Origin of the sequence: Halosimplex salinum, from assembly GCF_003730195.1 — an archaeon.
Lineage (GTDB): Archaea > Halobacteriota > Halobacteria > Halobacteriales > Haloarculaceae > Halosimplex > Halosimplex salinum.
In genome coordinates this window covers 418,914-434,851 of the sequence record NZ_QWGG01000001.1, presented here as the reverse complement: position 1 = coordinate 434,851, position 15,938 = coordinate 418,914, and the positions used below count along the sequence as shown (strand labels likewise).

At 69.4% G+C, this 15,938-nt stretch carries 21 protein-coding genes; 12 read left to right on the top strand and 9 right to left on the bottom strand.

Going from position 1 to position 15,938, the window contains the following annotated elements:
• Positions 1-3 precede the first annotated feature (3 nt).
• The gene (locus D1409_RS02145) at positions 4-501 is read left to right on the top strand and encodes a hypothetical protein (RefSeq protein ID WP_123533575.1); all 498 of its coding nucleotides are present in this window, start codon (positions 4-6) and stop codon (positions 499-501) included.
• A 168-nt stretch (positions 502-669) separates the two neighbouring features.
• Complete coding sequence (locus tag D1409_RS02140) at positions 670-1,389, top strand: helix-turn-helix domain-containing protein (protein ID WP_164471533.1); 720 nt, start codon at positions 670-672, stop codon at positions 1,387-1,389.
• On the opposite strand, the gene D1409_RS02135 is transcribed toward D1409_RS02140, so the two are convergent.
• On the bottom strand, positions 1,386-2,027 hold the full coding sequence (locus tag D1409_RS02135) for an alpha/beta hydrolase (protein WP_123533571.1): 642 nt from the start codon (positions 2,025-2,027) through the stop codon (positions 1,386-1,388). The genes D1409_RS02140 and D1409_RS02135 overlap by 4 nt on opposite strands.
• A gap of 212 nt (positions 2,028-2,239) precedes the next feature.
• Between D1409_RS02135 and pyrF the strand changes: the two genes are divergently transcribed.
• Positions 2,240-3,064, top strand: coding sequence for an orotidine-5'-phosphate decarboxylase (gene pyrF / locus D1409_RS02130; RefSeq protein WP_123533569.1), 825 nt, complete (start codon positions 2,240-2,242; stop codon positions 3,062-3,064).
• Between the two features lie 74 nt (positions 3,065-3,138).
• On the top strand, positions 3,139-3,771 hold the full coding sequence (locus D1409_RS02125) for a sensor domain-containing protein (RefSeq protein ID WP_164471532.1): 633 nt from the start codon (positions 3,139-3,141) through the stop codon (positions 3,769-3,771).
• 24 nt (positions 3,772-3,795) lie between these two features.
• Here D1409_RS02125 and D1409_RS02120 read toward each other — a convergent pair whose 3' ends face one another.
• Positions 3,796-4,017 (bottom strand): hypothetical protein, encoded by a 222-nt coding sequence (locus D1409_RS02120; RefSeq protein WP_123533566.1) that lies wholly within the window; start codon positions 4,015-4,017, stop codon positions 3,796-3,798.
• 91 nt (positions 4,018-4,108) lie between these two features.
• Here D1409_RS02120 and D1409_RS02115 point away from each other — a divergent pair, with 91 nt between their 5' ends.
• From D1409_RS02115 to D1409_RS02095, 5 genes are all read left to right on the top strand, one after another.
• Entirely contained in the window at positions 4,109-5,464 is a 1,356-nt protein-coding gene (locus tag D1409_RS02115; protein WP_123533563.1) for an outer membrane protein assembly factor BamB family protein, read from the top strand.
• Between the two features lie 82 nt (positions 5,465-5,546).
• Positions 5,547-6,134: a J domain-containing protein gene (locus tag D1409_RS02110; protein ID WP_123533562.1), complete on the top strand. Its 588-nt coding sequence runs from the start codon at positions 5,547-5,549 to the stop codon at positions 6,132-6,134.
• Positions 6,135-6,243: 109 nt separating this feature from the next.
• Positions 6,244-6,456, top strand: coding sequence for a hypothetical protein (locus tag D1409_RS02105; RefSeq protein WP_123533559.1), 213 nt, complete (start codon positions 6,244-6,246; stop codon positions 6,454-6,456).
• Positions 6,457-6,565: 109 nt separating this feature from the next.
• The gene (locus D1409_RS02100) at positions 6,566-7,249 is read left to right on the top strand and encodes a phosphoglycolate phosphatase (protein WP_123533558.1); all 684 of its coding nucleotides are present in this window, start codon (positions 6,566-6,568) and stop codon (positions 7,247-7,249) included.
• 135 nt (positions 7,250-7,384) lie between these two features.
• A complete protein-coding gene (locus D1409_RS02095) occupies positions 7,385-9,043 on the top strand; it encodes a GTPBP1 family GTP-binding protein (protein ID WP_123533555.1) in 1,659 nt (552 codons plus the stop codon).
• A gap of 22 nt (positions 9,044-9,065) precedes the next feature.
• Here D1409_RS02095 and D1409_RS02090 read toward each other — a convergent pair whose 3' ends face one another.
• Together D1409_RS02090 and D1409_RS02085 are read right to left on the bottom strand one after the other, a co-directional pair.
• A complete protein-coding gene (locus tag D1409_RS02090; protein ID WP_123533553.1) occupies positions 9,066-9,341 on the bottom strand; it encodes a hypothetical protein in 276 nt (91 codons plus the stop codon).
• Positions 9,342-9,421: 80 nt separating this feature from the next.
• On the bottom strand, positions 9,422-10,084 hold the full coding sequence (locus tag D1409_RS02085) for a helix-turn-helix domain-containing protein (RefSeq protein ID WP_123533551.1): 663 nt from the start codon (positions 10,082-10,084) through the stop codon (positions 9,422-9,424).
• 86 nt (positions 10,085-10,170) lie between these two features.
• Here D1409_RS02085 and D1409_RS02080 point away from each other — a divergent pair, with 86 nt between their 5' ends.
• Entirely contained in the window at positions 10,171-11,025 is an 855-nt protein-coding gene (locus tag D1409_RS02080; RefSeq protein WP_123533549.1) for an SDR family oxidoreductase, read from the top strand.
• Positions 11,022-11,477, top strand: a complete 456-nt coding sequence (locus D1409_RS02075; protein WP_123533547.1) for a hypothetical protein — start codon at positions 11,022-11,024, stop codon at positions 11,475-11,477. Before D1409_RS02080 ends, D1409_RS02075 begins: the two co-directional genes overlap by 4 nt.
• On the opposite strand, the gene D1409_RS02070 is transcribed toward D1409_RS02075, so the two are convergent.
• The 4 genes from D1409_RS02070 to D1409_RS02055 form a co-directional block, all read right to left on the bottom strand.
• Complete coding sequence (locus tag D1409_RS02070; RefSeq protein WP_123533545.1) at positions 11,429-12,121, bottom strand: HAD family hydrolase; 693 nt, start codon at positions 12,119-12,121, stop codon at positions 11,429-11,431. The two genes, D1409_RS02075 and D1409_RS02070, sit on opposite strands and share 49 nt — an antisense overlap.
• A gap of 55 nt (positions 12,122-12,176) precedes the next feature.
• Complete coding sequence (locus D1409_RS02065; RefSeq protein WP_123533543.1) at positions 12,177-12,854, bottom strand: HAD family hydrolase; 678 nt, start codon at positions 12,852-12,854, stop codon at positions 12,177-12,179.
• An 85-nt stretch (positions 12,855-12,939) separates the two neighbouring features.
• Complete coding sequence (locus D1409_RS02060; RefSeq protein WP_123533541.1) at positions 12,940-13,302, bottom strand: hypothetical protein; 363 nt, start codon at positions 13,300-13,302, stop codon at positions 12,940-12,942.
• The gene (locus D1409_RS02055) at positions 13,302-13,751 is read right to left on the bottom strand and encodes a DUF2240 family protein (RefSeq protein ID WP_123533539.1); all 450 of its coding nucleotides are present in this window, start codon (positions 13,749-13,751) and stop codon (positions 13,302-13,304) included. The genes D1409_RS02060 and D1409_RS02055 overlap by 1 nt, the downstream gene beginning before the upstream one ends.
• Positions 13,752-13,971: 220 nt before the next feature.
• Here D1409_RS02055 and D1409_RS02050 point away from each other — a divergent pair, with 220 nt between their 5' ends.
• Entirely contained in the window at positions 13,972-14,343 is a 372-nt protein-coding gene (locus D1409_RS02050; protein ID WP_123533537.1) for a 30S ribosomal protein S8e, read from the top strand.
• Positions 14,344-14,734: 391 nt separating this feature from the next.
• On the opposite strand, the gene D1409_RS02045 is transcribed toward D1409_RS02050, so the two are convergent.
• Positions 14,735-15,733, bottom strand: a complete 999-nt coding sequence (locus tag D1409_RS02045; protein WP_123533535.1) for a phosphate uptake regulator PhoU — start codon at positions 15,731-15,733, stop codon at positions 14,735-14,737.
• Positions 15,734-15,938 lie beyond the last annotated feature (205 nt).

Here is a 15,938-nt window from a genome sequence, read left to right as displayed (position 1 = left end):
GCCGTGCGATACAAGATCGTCCCCCCGGTCCGTGACCGCGAGTTCCTCGCGACGGCCCACCGGGCGGTACCGCTCGTCCCCGGGAGCGTCGAGGACTGCTGTATCCGACTGGTCGACGAGACCGCCGCCCCCTCGCGCGACGTCGCGAGAGAGTACCTCACCTTCCTCCAGGCCCTCGAACTCGTCGCGGAGACCGACCGCGGGTTCCGACGGCGCCGGGTCGAAGTCGACGAGGCCGACCTGGCCGACGCCTTCGAGCGGCGCGTGTTCGGCGCGACCGAACTGCTCGACGCGCTCCGCGAGGCGGGGTCGCTGACGGTCGACGAGTCGTTCGACCGACTGCGCGGAGCGGTCCCTCGCTGGGAGCGGGACCGACACACCGACTGGGCGGACGAGTGGCGCGAACGGACCGAGCGACTGCTCGACTGGAGCGTCGCGTTCGACCTGGCGACGCGCGACGGCGACCGCTACCGGGTTTCCGACCAGACACAGAACGAGTAGTCCGGCCGGCGCGCTCGGAATTTCTCAGCGATCCACTCACGGAAGTTCGCCAGACAGATTGTCTATCACCAAGATATGAATCTCCGCGTACGTACTATATTACCGTGAGAGGAGGGTAGTGGAACAGCGGATCGAAATCGTTTAGCTATAACCAACGCACGGATCGGTATGCGCGAGTTCGAGTTCGTCCTCACTTACGATGCGGGCGCCGACGAGTTGATGGACGTGTTCGTGGAGCGGCCGGGGGTGCGGGCGCAGACGGCGGCGTGTTTCGCGAACGAGCGGTCGATGTGGCGCGTCGACCACGTGCTCGGACCGGAGGGGGCGCTGGACGCGGTCGAACCGCTGTTTCTGGACGAGTCGACGTGTAACGAGTGTCTGGACGTGGAGGGGTGTACCTCCACGCGCGAGTATCAGGTCCTGAGCGCCGACCCGGACCACCGAGTCTACTTCACCCGGCGCGAGGAGATCCAGCACTGCCACTCGATCCCCTACCTCGCTGTCGACCACGTCGGCGACGGGATCCTGATCGAGGCCGAGCGCGAGGGCGCGGAGTACGTCTGGCGGCTGCTCGTCCCCGACGGCTGTGCGGTGGGCGCGCTGTACGACCGCATCGACGCGCAGTTGCGCGACGGGATCTCGCTCGAACTCAGCCACGTCTCCGACCCGCAGAACTGGAACGCCGGGTACGGGACCGCCGGCGTGTTGACTCCCGAAGAGCGCGAGACGGTCGCCGCGGCCGTGGCAGCCGACTACTACGGCACCCCGCGGGAGTCGACGGTCGCCGACATCGCCGAAGTGCTCGACACGCCCGAGTCGACGGTCCAGTACCGACTCCAGCGCGCCGAGGAGAAAGTCATGACGCGGTTCGCGGCCGAGACCCTCTAGGCGTCGACGAGGTTCGCGACCATCCCATCGACGTACTCGATCTCGTCGTCGTTGACGCCGTGGCCCATCCCCTCGTAGATCCGCTCTTCCACGTCCGCCTCCAGTTTTTCGAGCACTTCCGTCGTGATATGGACGCGTTCTTCGGGGATGTGCGGGTCCACGTCGCTACAGCCGACGAACGCGGGCGTCCCCTCCAGCGACCCTTCGAACTCGTCGGGGTCGACGGTCTCGCCGATCAGCCCGCCGGAGAAGGCGACGCATCCCCCGTACCGCCGGGGATTGCGCGCGACGAACTCGGTACCGAGACAGGCGCCCTGCGAGAAGCCGAGGATCAGCACGCGCTCGGTCGGGATGCCGGCGTCGTTGGCTTTCTGGACAGCGTCCTCGATGGCCTGCAGGCCGGAGGAGCGTCCGGGTTCGTTCGACTCGACGGGCTGGAGGAAGGAGTTGGGGTACCAGGCGTTGCGGTCGGCCTGCGGCGCGAGCAGGGCCAGACCGTCGCGGTGGAGCTGGCGGCCCATCTGGAGGATGCTGCTGGCGGTCGCGCCGCGGCCGTGCACGAGGACCATCGCCGCGTCGGCCTCGTCGAGGGGCGTTCCGCCCGTGGCGAGTTGCTGACCCTGGTGGGGTCCGTCCATCAGACCGCCTCCTCGACGGTGTCAGTCGGGTCTGAACTCGATACGGGCGCTTCGAGCGTCGCGGAGTCGTCTCTCACGGGCTTCCGTACGGCGCCGACCTACAAAGGCGCTCGCCGACACCGACGCCACCCGATGACATCGGCGTCACCGGCCGCGCCGTCGGACTCGCTGAGAGTCGGAACCTTGTTTACCGGACTCGGCGAGGAGGAGATATGAACTTCTTCGACCGACTCGCCGACCGGATCGCGACCGTCGACAGCGTGGTCTCGGTCGGGCTGGACCCCGACCCGGCGCGGATCCCCGACCACCTCGCCGACCACGACCTGCCCCGCTGGGCGTTCAACCGCCGCATCATCGACGCGACCCACGAACACGCCGCCGCGTTCAAGCCCAACGCCGCCTTCTACGAGGACCCCGACGGCTGGAAGGCGCTCCGCGAGACCGTCGCCTACGCCCACGGGAAGGACGTGCCCGTCCTGCTGGACGCCAAACGCGCCGACATCGGCAACACCGCGCGCAAGTACGCCGACCTCCTCTCCGAGGACGGCATGAACGTGGACGCCATCACCGTCAACCCCTACCTGGGCCGCGACTCACTCGAACCGTTCCTCTCGCGCCCGGACAAGGGCGTTATCGTCCTCTGTCGCACCTCCAACCCCGGCGGCGCGGACCTCCAGAACCTCGAACTGGAGACCGGCGAACCGCTCTACGAACGGGTCGCCGCGCTCGCCGACCTCTGGAACGGGAACGACAACGTCGGCCTCGTCGTCGGCGCGACGGCCCCCGAGGAACTGGAGGAAGTCAGGGACATCGTCCCGGACATGCCGTTCCTCGTCCCCGGCGTCGGCGCGCAGGGCGGCGACGCCGAGGCCGCCGTCGAGTACGGCCTCGCGGACGGCGTCGGCCTCGTCAACTCCTCGCGCGGCATCATCTTCGCCGGGGAAGACCAGGGCGAGGGCTTCGCCGACGCCGCCGGGCAGGCCGCGAAACGGCTGAAGAAGCGGCTGAACCGACACCGATCGGAAGCCGATATATAAGGCTAGGGGAGGCGTTCTCCGCCGGAAGTCGTGGGCCTTTTTATAGGGTCGTGGGACTCCTCCGTTCGACCGTGATGACGACGAGTATCAGTTCGGCCCTGGGACGCTTCTTCGGCGTCGCGGTCGACCCGCAGACGTACCGGAACCTGACCTACCTGCTGCTGACGTTCCCGCTCGGCGTGCTCTACTTCACGATGCTGTGGGGCGGCGGTTCGGCCGGGATCGCGATGATACCGATCCTCGTCGGGATCCCGCTGCTCGTCGCGGTGCTGGCGGTCGCCGTCAACCTCGCGGAACTGGAGACGCGCCTCGCTCGCGGCCTGCTCGACAGCGACGTGACCTACGAGACGCCGAACCCGACCGACGAGACGCTCGTCGAGTACGCGACGCGACTGGCGACCGACCCGCGGAGCTACCTCGCCGTCGGCTACCTGCTCTCGAAGTTCGTCGTCGGGCTGGCCGCGTTCGTCGGCCTGACCGTGCTGGGCACGCTCTCGGCGTCGTTCGCGCTCGCTCCCCTGCTGTACAGCCACCCGGAGATCGCCTACCAGCTGGGGCCGACGACCGTCGACACCCTCCCCGTCGCGCTCGCGCTCTCCGCCGGCGGCGTCCTCCTCGCCGTCGTCTCCCTGCACGTGTGCAACTTCGCCGCCCGCGCTCTCGGCGAGTACACGGAAGTGTTGCTCGGGACCGGAGCGGAGAACTGACCCGGTCCCTGCCGTCGTCACCGCTCAGTACTCGTAGGTGTCGACGCCGTCCGGCAGGTCCTCGGACGAGTCGTCGGGCGTGCCGGTCGGGTCGGACGGGTCGCCGCCCCGGACCTCCGCGACGCACTCGCTACAGACGCCCAGTTCGGTGTCGAAGTGGCGGTCACACACGAGGTTACCACAGCGGTCGCAGGTGTGGTCCACGTCCGGTCGCTGACAGACCTCACAGAGCCCTGAGACGCTCATATTCCCGGTTGGGCCCCGACGCGTTTAGGGGTTTGGTGGCCCCCCGATCGGCAGCACAAGACACTTGCCGCGCTTTGGAGATGTCGGCAGTATGAACAGCCCCTCCCGCCGGACGTTCCTGGCCGCCGTCGCCGCGAGTGCGGTCGGATCGGCCGGTTGTCTCGGCGACGAATCCCGCGAGACCGACACCACTTCCACAGGGACGACACCGACGGCCGGACCGGCCGGAACGCCGACCGCGACCCAGACAGCCACGTCGACTTCGACCGATTCCACACCGACCGCCACGGACCCGCCGACCGACACGCCGACGGAGACGCCGCCATCCGAATCCGCCGCCCTCGCGTGGCGCCGGGGGTTCGACGCCGCCGTGACGGCCGACCCAGTCGTCGGGGCCGACCGCGTATTCGCGGGGTCCGAGAGTGGGACCGTCCGCGCGTTCGACGACAGCGGAGTGGTCGGCTGGACGTTCGAGGCGTCGTCGCCGGTGCAGGACCTGACGCTCGCCGAGGACGTCCTGCTGGCGCTGACGGGGACGAACGAACTCTCGTCGGGGCACGTCCTCCACGGCGTCGACGCGGCCTCGGGCGAGGAGCGGTGGACGTTCAGCCCGACGAGCTGGTGGCTCGAGATCCTCGGGACGGCGGACGGCACGGCCTACGTCGCCACCGCCGACGACGCGCTCTCGGCGTCCGGCGAGACGCTGTACGCCCTCACGCTCGCCGCGGGCGACACCGAGTGGTCGGCCGAGATCGGCGACCCGCGCGAGGCCGTCGTCACCGACGACGCGCTGTTCGTCTCCGCGACCGGCCGGACGTACGGCTTCGATCGAGGGGACGGCCGCCAGCGATGGGCGGTCGAGACGGAGGACCGCTACGGGACGCTCGCGGTCGTCGACGGGACGGTCGTGCAGGCCGTCGACGCCGAGGAGAGCGACCGCTACAGCGTGCTCCTGGGGTTCGACCCCGACTCGGGCGAGGAGCGGTGGCGCTTCGACTCGTGGGACGTGACCTCGACGGTCGCGGCCGACCGCGACCTGTTCGCCGGCGGCGCTCGCACTGCGGCGCTGGACCCCTCCGAGGGCACGGTCCGCTGGGAGGACGAGACGCCGGGATTCCTCACGGATGCGAGTCTAACGGATGGGCGCCTCTTCGCCGGCGGTAACACTCTCACGGCGTACGCCAGTGAGGACGGGTCGGAGGCGTGGACGTTCACGCCCGAACCGGCCCAGGGCGGCGTCTCCGCGGCCGGCGTCGCCGACGGGACGCTGTACCTCGACGCGTACCACGACGCCGACGTGCGAAACCAGTACAAGTTCGCCGTCGACGTCGAGGGCGGAGCGGGGCGCTGGGCCTTCGAGAACGGCACCGAACTCACGGATCTGGTGATCGGTGGCGGCCTCGCCCTCACCGGCGGCGAGGACGGCGTGCTCTACGCGCTCCGGTGACTCCTCGGCCCCGCCGCCGGACGGTCCCGGAACCGCTGGTGCGTCCGAGACGTTTAGGGGGGTCCACCTCCAAGGCGCGAACGTGTACGGTTCCCGTCTCGTCACGGCGCTCGCCGTCGTCTTCGCGGCCACGGCCGCCCTCTTCGGTATCTTCGGATTCGTCTACAACCTCGGCTTCCTCCTCGTCGCCGCGCTGTTCGGCGCCGTCGCCTACTTCATGTGGTACCACGCCTCCGGCCGGTTCGCACAGCGCCTCTACCGCGGCGTGGAGGCCCAGGCCGAACCCGGCCGCGGCGGCGCCACCCGCGGCGGCCGGAACGAGCGCGGCGGCTTCGGCGCCGGTCCCCGCGAGGACTGGGAGCCGCCGCGCGACGAGGACGCGCGACGGCGCGCCAGGGCGACCCAGGGACAGCGGGTGGGCGGCGGGCGACGGCGGGCCCGGGCCGACCGCGGCGGGCAACGTCGACAGCGCGCCGCCGCGGCCGCCCAGCGGAGCGGTCCGACGGCGGCCGAGGCCTACGAGACGCTCGGGCTCGACCCCAGTGCCGACGAGGACGCTATCAAGGCGGCCTACCGCGAGAAGGTCAAGGAGGTCCACCCCGACTCCTCGACGGGCGACGAGGAGGCGTTCAAGAAGGTCAACTCGGCCTACGAGCGACTGACGGACTGAGAGCCACCCTGTGCAGTTCTGCTGCGAAGATTCCGCTCAGTGCGCAATTCTGCTGCCAATATTCCGCTCGGGTCACAGCACGTATATGCGGGCGTAATGTCGTTCAGGTATGACTTCGACAGAGGAGAGATTCGACGTCTCCGGGATCCCTCGAAGGTCTGCGTACCTGTTTCTCCAGTTAGTAGTGCTCTATCTCGTCGCGGTAGTTAGCCTCACCTGGGGCGCACTCGGACTGCCGGTCGTGGTCCTCGCCCTGTTTCTCGCTGTCTACGCGATTTTAAAGCAGGTCGAGGGAATCGTCGAAGACACACTCGATCGCTGACTCCTCTATCGAAGCGGTACATCCGCCCATCGTGTCGAGCGGTCGCCGAACGAAGTTCTGCTGGCGGAGTCACCCATGTTTTTGCCCGCGGAACGCCGACGACCGACCAGTGACACCGCCACTCGCCGTCGACATCGACGGGACGCTCACCGACGAACACCGGGCGGTCTACCCGCCCGTCCTCACCGTCCTGCGCGAGTGGGACGCCCCGGTCGTCCTCGCCACCGGGAAGGCGCTCCCCTACCCGGTCGCGCTCTGCGAGTTCGCTGGCCTCGAACGGACCGTCGTCGCCGAGAACGGCGGCGTCGCGTTCGTCCACGCGACCGACGACCTGCTCTTCCTCGGCGACCGCGCGGCCGCCCAGTCGGTCGTCGACGAGTACGTCGCGGTCGGACACGACCTCGGCTGGGGTGATCACGACCTGATCAACCGCTGGCGCGAGACCGAGGTGGCCGTGAATCGCGACGCCCCGCTCGAACCGCTCCAGCGGATCGCCGCCGACCACGGCCTCGAAGTCGTCGACACCGGCTTCGCCTACCACGTCAAGTCGCCGGACGTGAGCAAAGGGCGGGCGCTGGCGGAAGTCGCCGAGCGACTCGACCGCGACCCCGAGGCGTTCGTCGCGGTCGGCGACTCGATCAACGACGTCTCGACGTTCGAAGCGGTCGGCCGGTCCTACGCCGTCGCGAACGCCGACGAACCGGCCCGCGAGACGGCCGACGTGGTCCTCGACGAGGCGTTCGGCGAGGGGTTCCTCGAAGCGGTCGAACGGATCCGGTCGGGTCGGGACTGACGGGTCCGTTCCGGCGCCCGCCACCGACCGCTCACGAGCGTTCCGGACGCCTCCGGAGCGTTCGGGAGCGCTACCGACGTGTTCCCGGCACAAACCCGGAGAAGGCTTTTGTACTGTCCCCCGTTACCGGCCCTCATGAGCCCCGACCGGGCCGTCCTCGAACGCGCCATCGAGCGCGGTGAGCGCGAGGGCGGCAGCGTCGAGTTCAAAGAGCGGCTCAGCAAAGACCTCCACCTCGCCGACGGCCGTCGAGAGAGCCTTGCCGCCCAGCTCCGACACCGCGTCCTCTCCGGCGACGGCGAGGCGACCTACGTTGTCGGCGTCACCGACGACGGCGGCATCGCCGGCATCGCGCCCGACGAGTTCACCGAGTCGATGGACGTACTGAGCCTGCTGGCCGAGGAAGCCGACGCCCACATCGAGAACGTCGAGACGTGGGGCGTCGACGCCGACGGCCGCGCCGAACCGAAAGACGGCCGCCGCACCGGCTCCGACGCGCCCGCCAAGGGCATCGTGGGCGTCGCCATCGTTCGAGAGGGCGCCGTCCTCGAAGACGACGAGCACATCGTCGTCGGCACCGCCGGCCACGTCGACCACGGCAAGTCCACGCTCGTGGGCTCGCTCGTCACCGGCCAGCCCGACGACGGCGAGGGCGGCACCCGCTCGTATCTCGACGTCCAGCCCCACGAGGTCGAGCGCGGCCTCTCCGCCGACCTGTCCTACGGCGTCTACGGCTTCGACGACGACGGCCCGGTCCGAATGGACAACCCCGACCGCAAGTCCGACCGCGCGCGCGTCGTCGAGGAGGCCGACCGCCTCGTCTCCTTCGTCGACACTGTCGGCCACGAGCCGTGGCTGCGCACGACCATCCGCGGCCTCGTCGGCCAGAAACTCGACTACGGCCTCCTCACCGTGGCCGCGGACGACGGCCCGACGAAGACGACCCGCGAGCACCTCGGCATCCTGCTCGCCACCGACCTGCCGACGATGGTCGTCATCACGAAGGCCGACGTCGTCGACGACGAACGCGTCGAGGAGGTCGAACGGGAGGTCGAGCGCCTGCTCCGCGAGGTCGAGAAGACGCCGCTGTCCGTCGCTCGCCACGGCGTCGGCGCGGCCGTCGAGGAGATAGACGACACCGTCGTCCCGGTCCTCGCGACCAGCGCCGTCACGATGGACGGAATGGACGCCCTCGACGAACTGCTGGAGCGACTGCCCAAGACCGCCGGCCCGGAGGACGACCAGTTCACGATGTACGTCGATCGCTCGTACAAGGTGACCGGCGTCGGCGCCGTCGCTTCCGGTACTATTCGCTCCGGTCGCGTCGAGGCCGGCGACGAACTCCTCCTCGGCCCGATGCAGGACGGGAGCTTCCGCGAGGTCGAAGTGCGCTCTATCGAGATGCACTACCACCGGGTCGACCGCGCCAAGGCGGGCCGCATCGTCGGCATCGCGCTCAAGGGCGTCCGCGAGGCCGACGTGGAGCGAGGGATGGTCCTCCTGCCGCGCGACGCCGACCCCGACCCGGTCCGCGAGTTCGAGGCCGAGGTGATGGTGCTCAACCACCCCACCCGCATCGGCGAGGGGTACGAGCCCGTGGTCCACCTCGAGACGGTCAGCGAAGCGGCGGCGTTCTACCCCGACGACGGCCGACTCCTCCCCGGCGACTCCGGGACGACTCGCGTCCGGTTCAAGTTCCGGGCGTACATGGTCGAGGAGGGCCAGCGGTTCGTCTTCCGCGAGGGCCAGTCGAAGGGCGTCGGCAAGGTCACCGACGTGAACCCCGAGGACTGAGCGCTCGCGGACGGCAGACGCGTCAGGACTCCATCTTGTCGACGATCTGATCGGCGGTGTCGCGCGCTTCGGCGTCGCCCGCGACGGCCTCGACCGGGACGAGCACGCTCTGGACCGTCCAGTTCTCGTTGCCGTGTTCGTCGCCGGTGCGGACTTCGGCGCCATCGACGACGGAACCGGCGACGTTCTCCGCCCAGTCGGGCGTCCGGATCTCGTCGAAGTCGTCGGGGTCGCGGTAGCGGACGTGGTAGTAGTTCTCCGTCTGTTCGACGTCCTGAATCGACGGTGCGCTCGCCATGCCAGACAGTTTCGCCGTCCCGTACGAGAGCCGTCTGCCGGCAAAGGAAAGGCCCGCCGAGACCGTCCGTCACCGTTCGCTCACTCGGCGCGCATGACCCCGTGCAGGAGCGTCGACTCGGCCTTGCGGAGGTGTTCGGCCGCGGTGCTGGGCGCACAGTCGAGGACGTCGGCGACCGCCTCGTGGCTCGCGGTCCGGGGCACGTCGTAGTACCCGAGGTCGAGCGCGGCGTCGACGGCCTCGCGCTGGCGGTCTGTGAGCCTCGCCGTCGGGGCGGCCCGGCTCGCCGCGAGGCCGCCGACCGCCTCGACAGTCACGTCGACGGGGTCGGGGACCTGCTCGACCGCGGCCTGGATCTCCGCCTCGGGACCGAATATCGAGAGGGTCACGTCGCCGTCGGCGCCGTAGACGATCGGCGGGACGACGACCAGCCCGCCGCTGGTGATCGGCCCGAACATGTCCCGGAGCGGCTCGGTCGTCGCGTCGCGAACGTAGGCGTAGAACGACCCCTCGCCCGCGGGCTCGATATCGTAGCCGACGACGACGTCGAACTCCTCGGCGGCGGCGGCGAAGGCGTCGGCGTCGCCCTCGACGTAGTGGAGGATCCCCAGCGCGTCGCCGGTGAAGTTCCACTGGAGCGCCGTTCCCCGCTCGACGAACGACGCGTTCGTCATCACGCCGTACATCGGGTGGATATCCCCCTCCCGTCCGTTCGCCGTGATCCGCACGCGAACGCGCTTCATGCGAGCCAGTCCGCCCGGATTCGTTGAAAAACCTACCGGACTGATCCGGCAGCAACGACACGACATCTCGGCGCGTAGCGACGCACATGAGCGAAACGCTAGTGACCGGCGCGTCCGGTACGCTCGGAAGAGCGTTGCTCCCGAGACTGGTGGACGCCGGGGTGGCCGTCCGTGCCGCGAGTCGGTCGCCACCGGACGAGGAAGTCGAGGTCGACGCCCAGGAGTGGCCGGAGAGTACGGAGGGTAGCGCGGAGTGGGTCGAACTGGACCTCGCCGACGGGACCGGGATCGAGTCGGCGGTCGCCGACGTGGACACCGTCGTCCACGCGGCGAGCGCACCGACCGGCGACACCGAAGCCGTCGACGTACGCGGGACGGAGCGCCTCCTCGACGTGGCGGCGTCCGTGGGCGTCGAACACGTCGTCTACGTGTCGATCGTGGGCATCGACGAGATCCCGTACGCCTACTACCAGCACAAACTGACCGCGGAACGAGCCGTCGAATCGAGCGACGTGCCCGCGACGATCCTGCGGGCCACGCAGTTCCACGCGTTCGTCGACGAGATCCTCGGGACGGTCTCGCGCCTGCCGGTGTGGCCGCTGCCGACGCGGTTCCGGGTTCAGCCGGTCGACCACCGCGAGGTCGCCGACGCGCTCGTCGACTGCGCTACCGGGGAGCCACGGGGGCGCGTTCCGCCGGTCGGCGGCCCGGAGGTGCGGACGCTCGGCGAACTGGCGACGGCGTATCGCGAGGCGCGCGGCCTCCGACGGCCGATCGTCCGACTCCCGGTTCCGGGCTCGATCGCGAGCGCGTTCCGCGAGGGGCGGGCGACCTGTCCGGACCGCGCCGTCGGGACGACGACGTGGGAGGAGTGGCTGGCGTCGGAGTACCGCGACAAGTCCGAACCCACGGCGGCACCGCCCGCGGGAGCGCCGTCGTGACCGTGAACCCGAGAGCGTCCGAAGCACGCGACTGGCAGCGACTCGCGGTCCTGGGCGCTGTCGGTGCCCACCTCGCTCTCACGGGGAGTCACGCCGTCGCACACGTCTCGATCCCGGTCCCGAACCCCGACTGGCAGATCGCCTACGCGCTGCTCGTGTTGCTCGGTCTCCCCGTCGCCGGCGCCGGCCTCGCCGTCCGCGGGGCCGTCGGCCGTGGCGCGCTGCTCGTCTTCGTCGGTGGCGTCGGCGGGCTGATCTTCGAAGTCCTCGCGCACTTCGTCGTTCACAGCCCGGACCACGTCGCGAGCGTCGAGAGCGGCCGAGCGCTGTTCGCCGGGACGGCGGGACTCTCCGTCGTCGGGGACGCGCTCCTCGTCGCGGCGGGAGGCTGGGTGCTCTGGGCTCACTCCCAGGGTCGCTCACGGAGCGCAGTCACGTCGTCGACGCGGTGATCCGGCCGCTCGCGGTCGGTTTCGGGACTCGCGCCCGCGTCCCGGTCCAGCGGGATCCACACCGACGTCAGCCCCGCGCGGTTCGCACCCGTGATATCCGTCTCGATCGAGTTACCGACGAAGACGGCCTCCGCGGGCGTCGCGTCGAGGTCCGCGAGCGCCCGCTCGAACGGGGCCGTCGCCGGCTTGGCCGGCGTGTCGATGCCGGCGTAGACGACCGTGTCGAAGCGCTCGCGGATGTCGATAGCGTCGAGCTTCGGGTCCTGCATCGCGGGTTCGCCGTTCGTGACGACGCCGAGCGCGTGCGTCTCGCCGAGGTCGGTCAGCGTCTCGCCGACCCCCTCGTAGGCCGAGACGTTCCCGTGGTCGCGAAGGTCGGCGTAGACGCTCGCCACGTCCCGTCCGATCGAACGGTCGCGCCCCGCCCGTTCGGCCAGGTCCGCGAAACACCGCGCCCGCCGCTCGGCCTTCGCCTCGGCGTCGTCCCTGTAGCGTTCCGCGATCTCGTGATACCTCGCGACGTCGAAGAGCGGGTCGACACCCGCCGCCTCGAACGCCGCGTCGAGCAGTTCGGCGCTGGAACGGACGTAGTCACAGAGCGTCTCGTCGAGGTCGAAGAGGACCGTCGTGACCGCCGAGGACATCACTGGGAGCGCCGCATGGGTCGGAGAAAAGCGTGCCGGTCGGCCGCGAGACCGCCTACGCCCACGGTTCCTCGACCAGGTCGTGGAGGGACTCGACGACGTGATGGGGTTCGGGGTTGGGGTCGGTTCCGTCCCCGTCGGCGAGCCAGACCGAGCGGACGCCGGCGGCGTGCGCACCGGTCACGTCAGAAGCCAGCGAGTTGCCGACGTGGACCGCTCGGTCGGCCTCGACGCCGAGTTCGTCGAGTGCGACGTGGAACGGCTCGGGGTCGGGCTTGTACGGCGCGTCGTGCCCGGCGTGGACGATCACCTCGAACTCGTCCTCGATGCCGAGGCCGGCGAGCTTCTGGGACTGCATCCACGGGTCGCCGTTGGTGACCATGCCGATCCGGTAGGCCTCAGCCAGGGCGTCGAGCGCGCGCTCGGCGCCGTCGCGGAACGCGACGTTTGTCTGGTCGCGCTCGTCGGTGTAGATGTCGGCGATCTCCTCGCCGACGGCCTCGCCGTGGCCGGCCTCGTCCGCGAACGTCCCGAACGCCGCCCGTCGGGTGTCCCGGATGTCGTCGCCGGCGTCGGAGAACTCCCCCAGTCGGCCGATGTACTCGGCGCCGTCGAAGAATGGGTCGACGCCGACTCGGTCGAAGGCGATCTCGAGGATGTCGTCTGCGGTGCGCTCGTACGTACAGAGCGTGTCGTCGAGATCGAACAGGACCGTGTCTACGGAACCCGTCATTGCCGGATACTAGCCCCCTCTCGGCCAAAAAGCGGTCGATTCGAAGCGCGTGCCGGTCTCTACCGGTCGACGAACCCCGGTCGACTCACTCGGAGTCCGCGAGCCCGGCGACCAGCGCGTCGACCGCCCGCTTGACGGCCGCGCCCGACTCGATCCGGAGGTCCGTCTCGTCGACGACGCGCAGGTCCGGTCCGCGGACGGCCGCCGTGACCGTCTCGGCCGCGAGGTCGACGGAGATGGTCGCCGCGTCCGGGTAGATCCGGACCGTCGCGACGCGCTCGTCTCGGTAGGCGATGCCGTAGGCGACAGTCCCTTCCGGCGAGGGTTCGGCGTCCGGGTCGGCGTCGACGACGGTCACGTCACCCAGCGTGCCGCGGTCGCGGCCGGAGAGCTCAGAGGAGAGGAGTTGCGCGATGCGCTTGCCGTCGGAGACGCGGTCTTCGACCATCAGCTCTCACCCAGTTCGCCGCGCGCGCGGTCGGCGACGTCACCGATATCGACGCCCTCGCGGCGGGCGTAGACGACCGCCGCGGCCTCGACGGTGACGCCGAGGTGGGCCTGGAGCTGGTTGACCTCGGCGACCGCGGTCTGTTTGTCGACGCCCGACTCCACGATAGCGTCCAGCGCCCGCTCGAAGTTCGACCGCTGGCGCAACACGTTGTCGTCCGGGACGAACCCGTCCGGGACCGACAGCTCGCGGTGTTCGAAGGTCGGCGCGACCTCGTCGTCGTCGCGTTCGAGCAGTCCCTCGGTGACGGCGACGTCGACCAGCCGCTTGGCCTGCTCTGGGGAGAACCAGTCGCGGTCGAGCGAGAGCGCGACGACGAATTCGCTCTGCGAGAGGCGCTCGCGGCCCTTCGACCGGAAGGGGACGGCGACGGCGCGACGAAGGCTCATCGTGACTCGATGGGTGGGGCCCGGAACGTAACGTTGCCGGTCGGCGACGAGCGGTCGGTGGCTAGCGGTCGGCGGCGAGCGGTCGGTGGCTAGCGGTCGGTGACGAGCGGTCGGGTCGAGGGAAGCGCGGGTCGAGCGGGCGAAGCCGGGTTCGAGCGGGGCGGACGGACGACGACCGGGAGTCGAGAGGTTGAAGTACACGCTGGGACAGTGGTCAGGTATGAAGTTCCAGGGACGCTCCCCGCGCAAGCGGACCGGCGGTCGACGCCGGGACTTCCGCAAGAAGAAGCGACACGAACTCGGGGCCGAGCCGACGGAGACCCGTCTCGGCGACGCGAAACTCAAGACGATCGACGCCCGCGGCAACACGGAGAAGGTCCGCGCCGTCACCGTCGACACCGCGAGCGTCGCGGACGGCGACGAGGTCGTCACCGCCGAGATCGAAGACGTCGAGGAGAACGCCTCGAACCCCAACTACGTGCGCCGAAACATCGTCACGAAAGGCGCCATCATCGCCACGAGCGAGGGGCGCGCCCGCGTCACCTCCCGACCCGGCCAGGACGGTCAGATCAACGCCGTCCTCGTCGAGTAACGTCGTACTCGACTTCTCGCCGTTCTCCGCCCCGGACAGCAGTGTCTCCGCGTCGCGGTGAACCCGTCCGAGGTACATAGCGCTCCCCCGCGATCAGTAGCGGGCTATATCGCTCTTAGCGACGTTTTTGGTCCATCGGTCGCGAGGTGCGGATGGCGTGCGACGGTCACTTCGGCGGAGCACGCCATCGAGCACACCGGGGCACGCCATCGAACACACCACCGAGCACCCGCACCCCGACGCGTCTCGCACACCACACCGAAGAACTGCCACCTCACGGCGGGGCGTCCATCCCCCGCTTTCTTCTCGTACAAATCCGTCGAACAGTGAGCCGATCAGTACTCCACTGAGAACGAGACGGCACGTCGGGACAGGTCACTTCGTGGATACGTTACGGACTGGGTGCGGCTTTCTGGAGGGCGCTCTCGGCGATGTTGCCGCCGTAGTCGGCGGTCCGGGACAGGGAGTCGACGACGAGACCGAGCGACTGGGCGAGTTCCGGGTCGTCGAGGTTCCTGATGACGACGTCCACGTCTCGGGCGCGGTCGTCGATCGCGGGCAGGTCCGCTCGCGCTTCTGTCGCGAGTTCGACGGCCTCTTCGGGGTCGTCCTCGAGGAGGGCGTCCATCGCTGTCTCGGGGACGGTGACCGCCGCGGCCTGTAACTCGCTCAGCGCCGTGGCCACGGACTCGTTGACCGGTCCGATCTCTAGGGCGATCGTCGCGATCTTCGTCGCGTGGTCGGCGATGCGCTCTAGCTGGCGGGCCGACGACTGGTAGTCGAAGACGGTCTCCCGCGGGAACCCGATCTCCGTCGCGGACGCGGGGTTGCGCAGGACCGTCCGGAACACTCGCGAGACCATGTACCACAGGCGGTCGACGTCGTCGTCGCGCTCGATCACGTCGTGAGCGAGTTCGTCGTCGTTCTCCAGGAGCGCCGTCACCGCGTCGGAGAGCATCGTCATCGAGACCAGTCGCATCCGCGTGATCGCGTTGTGGACCGACAGCTCCGAGGAGTCGAGCAGATCCTGGAGGACGACGCGCTCGCCGGTCTCCTCGATGACCTCGAGGCCGACGAGCCCCTGCGTCGCGTTCCTGATGGTGCGCCGCTGGCCGGCGGTGACCCGTGACGCCTCGAAGTTGATGACGTCGAAGCCGCTGACGTACATCGTCATGACCGCGCGCGTGAGCTGTTCCCCCTCCAGCCCGTCGATGTCGATCGACCCCTCCTCGCGCTCGTTCTCGCTCTTCGGCGAGAGCAGGAGGACGTCCTCCTCGGAGTAGAACTCGACGACGCTGCCCGCGCTCACGTCGTTCTCCGTCGCCCAGTCCTTCGGTAGAGACACCGTGTACGTCGATCCGCCCGTGACCTGGACCTTTCTGGTCTCCATGTCTCGGGTTCACGTGCACTGAGCAATAAATCAACCCCTTTCTATATATTTACATCTACGTACCGGTATATTGCAACATATATCGAGCCGAGGGACACGGGACCGCGACCGTCTCTCCGCCCCGGTCGACGATCGCGGATCGTCTACTAACGCCTATATATTCGGTCAGTGTCGTCGGATCGCCCGGTGGTTCGGTCGCCCAGGC

Coding starts and splice junctions, on each gene's coding strand:
- D1409_RS02120 (WP_123533566.1), bottom strand. CDS start 4,017: ATGAGCGTCTCAGGGCTCTGTGAGGTCTGTCAGCGACCGGACGTGGAC.
- D1409_RS02080 (WP_123533549.1), top strand. CDS start 10,171: ATGAGCGAAACGCTAGTGACCGGCGCGTCCGGTACGCTCGGAAGAGCG.
- pyrF (WP_123533569.1), top strand. CDS start 2,240: ATGAACTTCTTCGACCGACTCGCCGACCGGATCGCGACCGTCGACAGC.
- D1409_RS02055 (WP_123533539.1), bottom strand. CDS start 13,751: ATGAGCCTTCGTCGCGCCGTCGCCGTCCCCTTCCGGTCGAAGGGCCGC.
- D1409_RS02135 (WP_123533571.1), bottom strand. CDS start 2,027: ATGGACGGACCCCACCAGGGTCAGCAACTCGCCACGGGCGGAACGCCC.
- D1409_RS02090 (WP_123533553.1), bottom strand. CDS start 9,341: ATGGCGAGCGCACCGTCGATTCAGGACGTCGAACAGACGGAGAACTAC.
- D1409_RS02115 (WP_123533563.1), top strand. CDS start 4,109: ATGAACAGCCCCTCCCGCCGGACGTTCCTGGCCGCCGTCGCCGCGAGT.
- D1409_RS02095 (WP_123533555.1), top strand. CDS start 7,385: ATGAGCCCCGACCGGGCCGTCCTCGAACGCGCCATCGAGCGCGGTGAG.
- D1409_RS02140 (WP_164471533.1), top strand. CDS start 670: ATGCGCGAGTTCGAGTTCGTCCTCACTTACGATGCGGGCGCCGACGAG.
- D1409_RS02050 (WP_123533537.1), top strand. CDS start 13,972: ATGAAGTTCCAGGGACGCTCCCCGCGCAAGCGGACCGGCGGTCGACGC.
- D1409_RS02060 (WP_123533541.1), bottom strand. CDS start 13,302: ATGGTCGAAGACCGCGTCTCCGACGGCAAGCGCATCGCGCAACTCCTC.
- D1409_RS02070 (WP_123533545.1), bottom strand. CDS start 12,121: ATGTCCTCGGCGGTCACGACGGTCCTCTTCGACCTCGACGAGACGCTC.
- D1409_RS02125 (WP_164471532.1), top strand. CDS start 3,139: ATGACGACGAGTATCAGTTCGGCCCTGGGACGCTTCTTCGGCGTCGCG.
- D1409_RS02065 (WP_123533543.1), bottom strand. CDS start 12,854: ATGACGGGTTCCGTAGACACGGTCCTGTTCGATCTCGACGACACGCTC.
- D1409_RS02085 (WP_123533551.1), bottom strand. CDS start 10,084: ATGAAGCGCGTTCGCGTGCGGATCACGGCGAACGGACGGGAGGGGGAT.
- D1409_RS02045 (WP_123533535.1), bottom strand. CDS start 15,733: ATGGAGACCAGAAAGGTCCAGGTCACGGGCGGATCGACGTACACGGTG.
- D1409_RS02105 (WP_123533559.1), top strand. CDS start 6,244: ATGACTTCGACAGAGGAGAGATTCGACGTCTCCGGGATCCCTCGAAGG.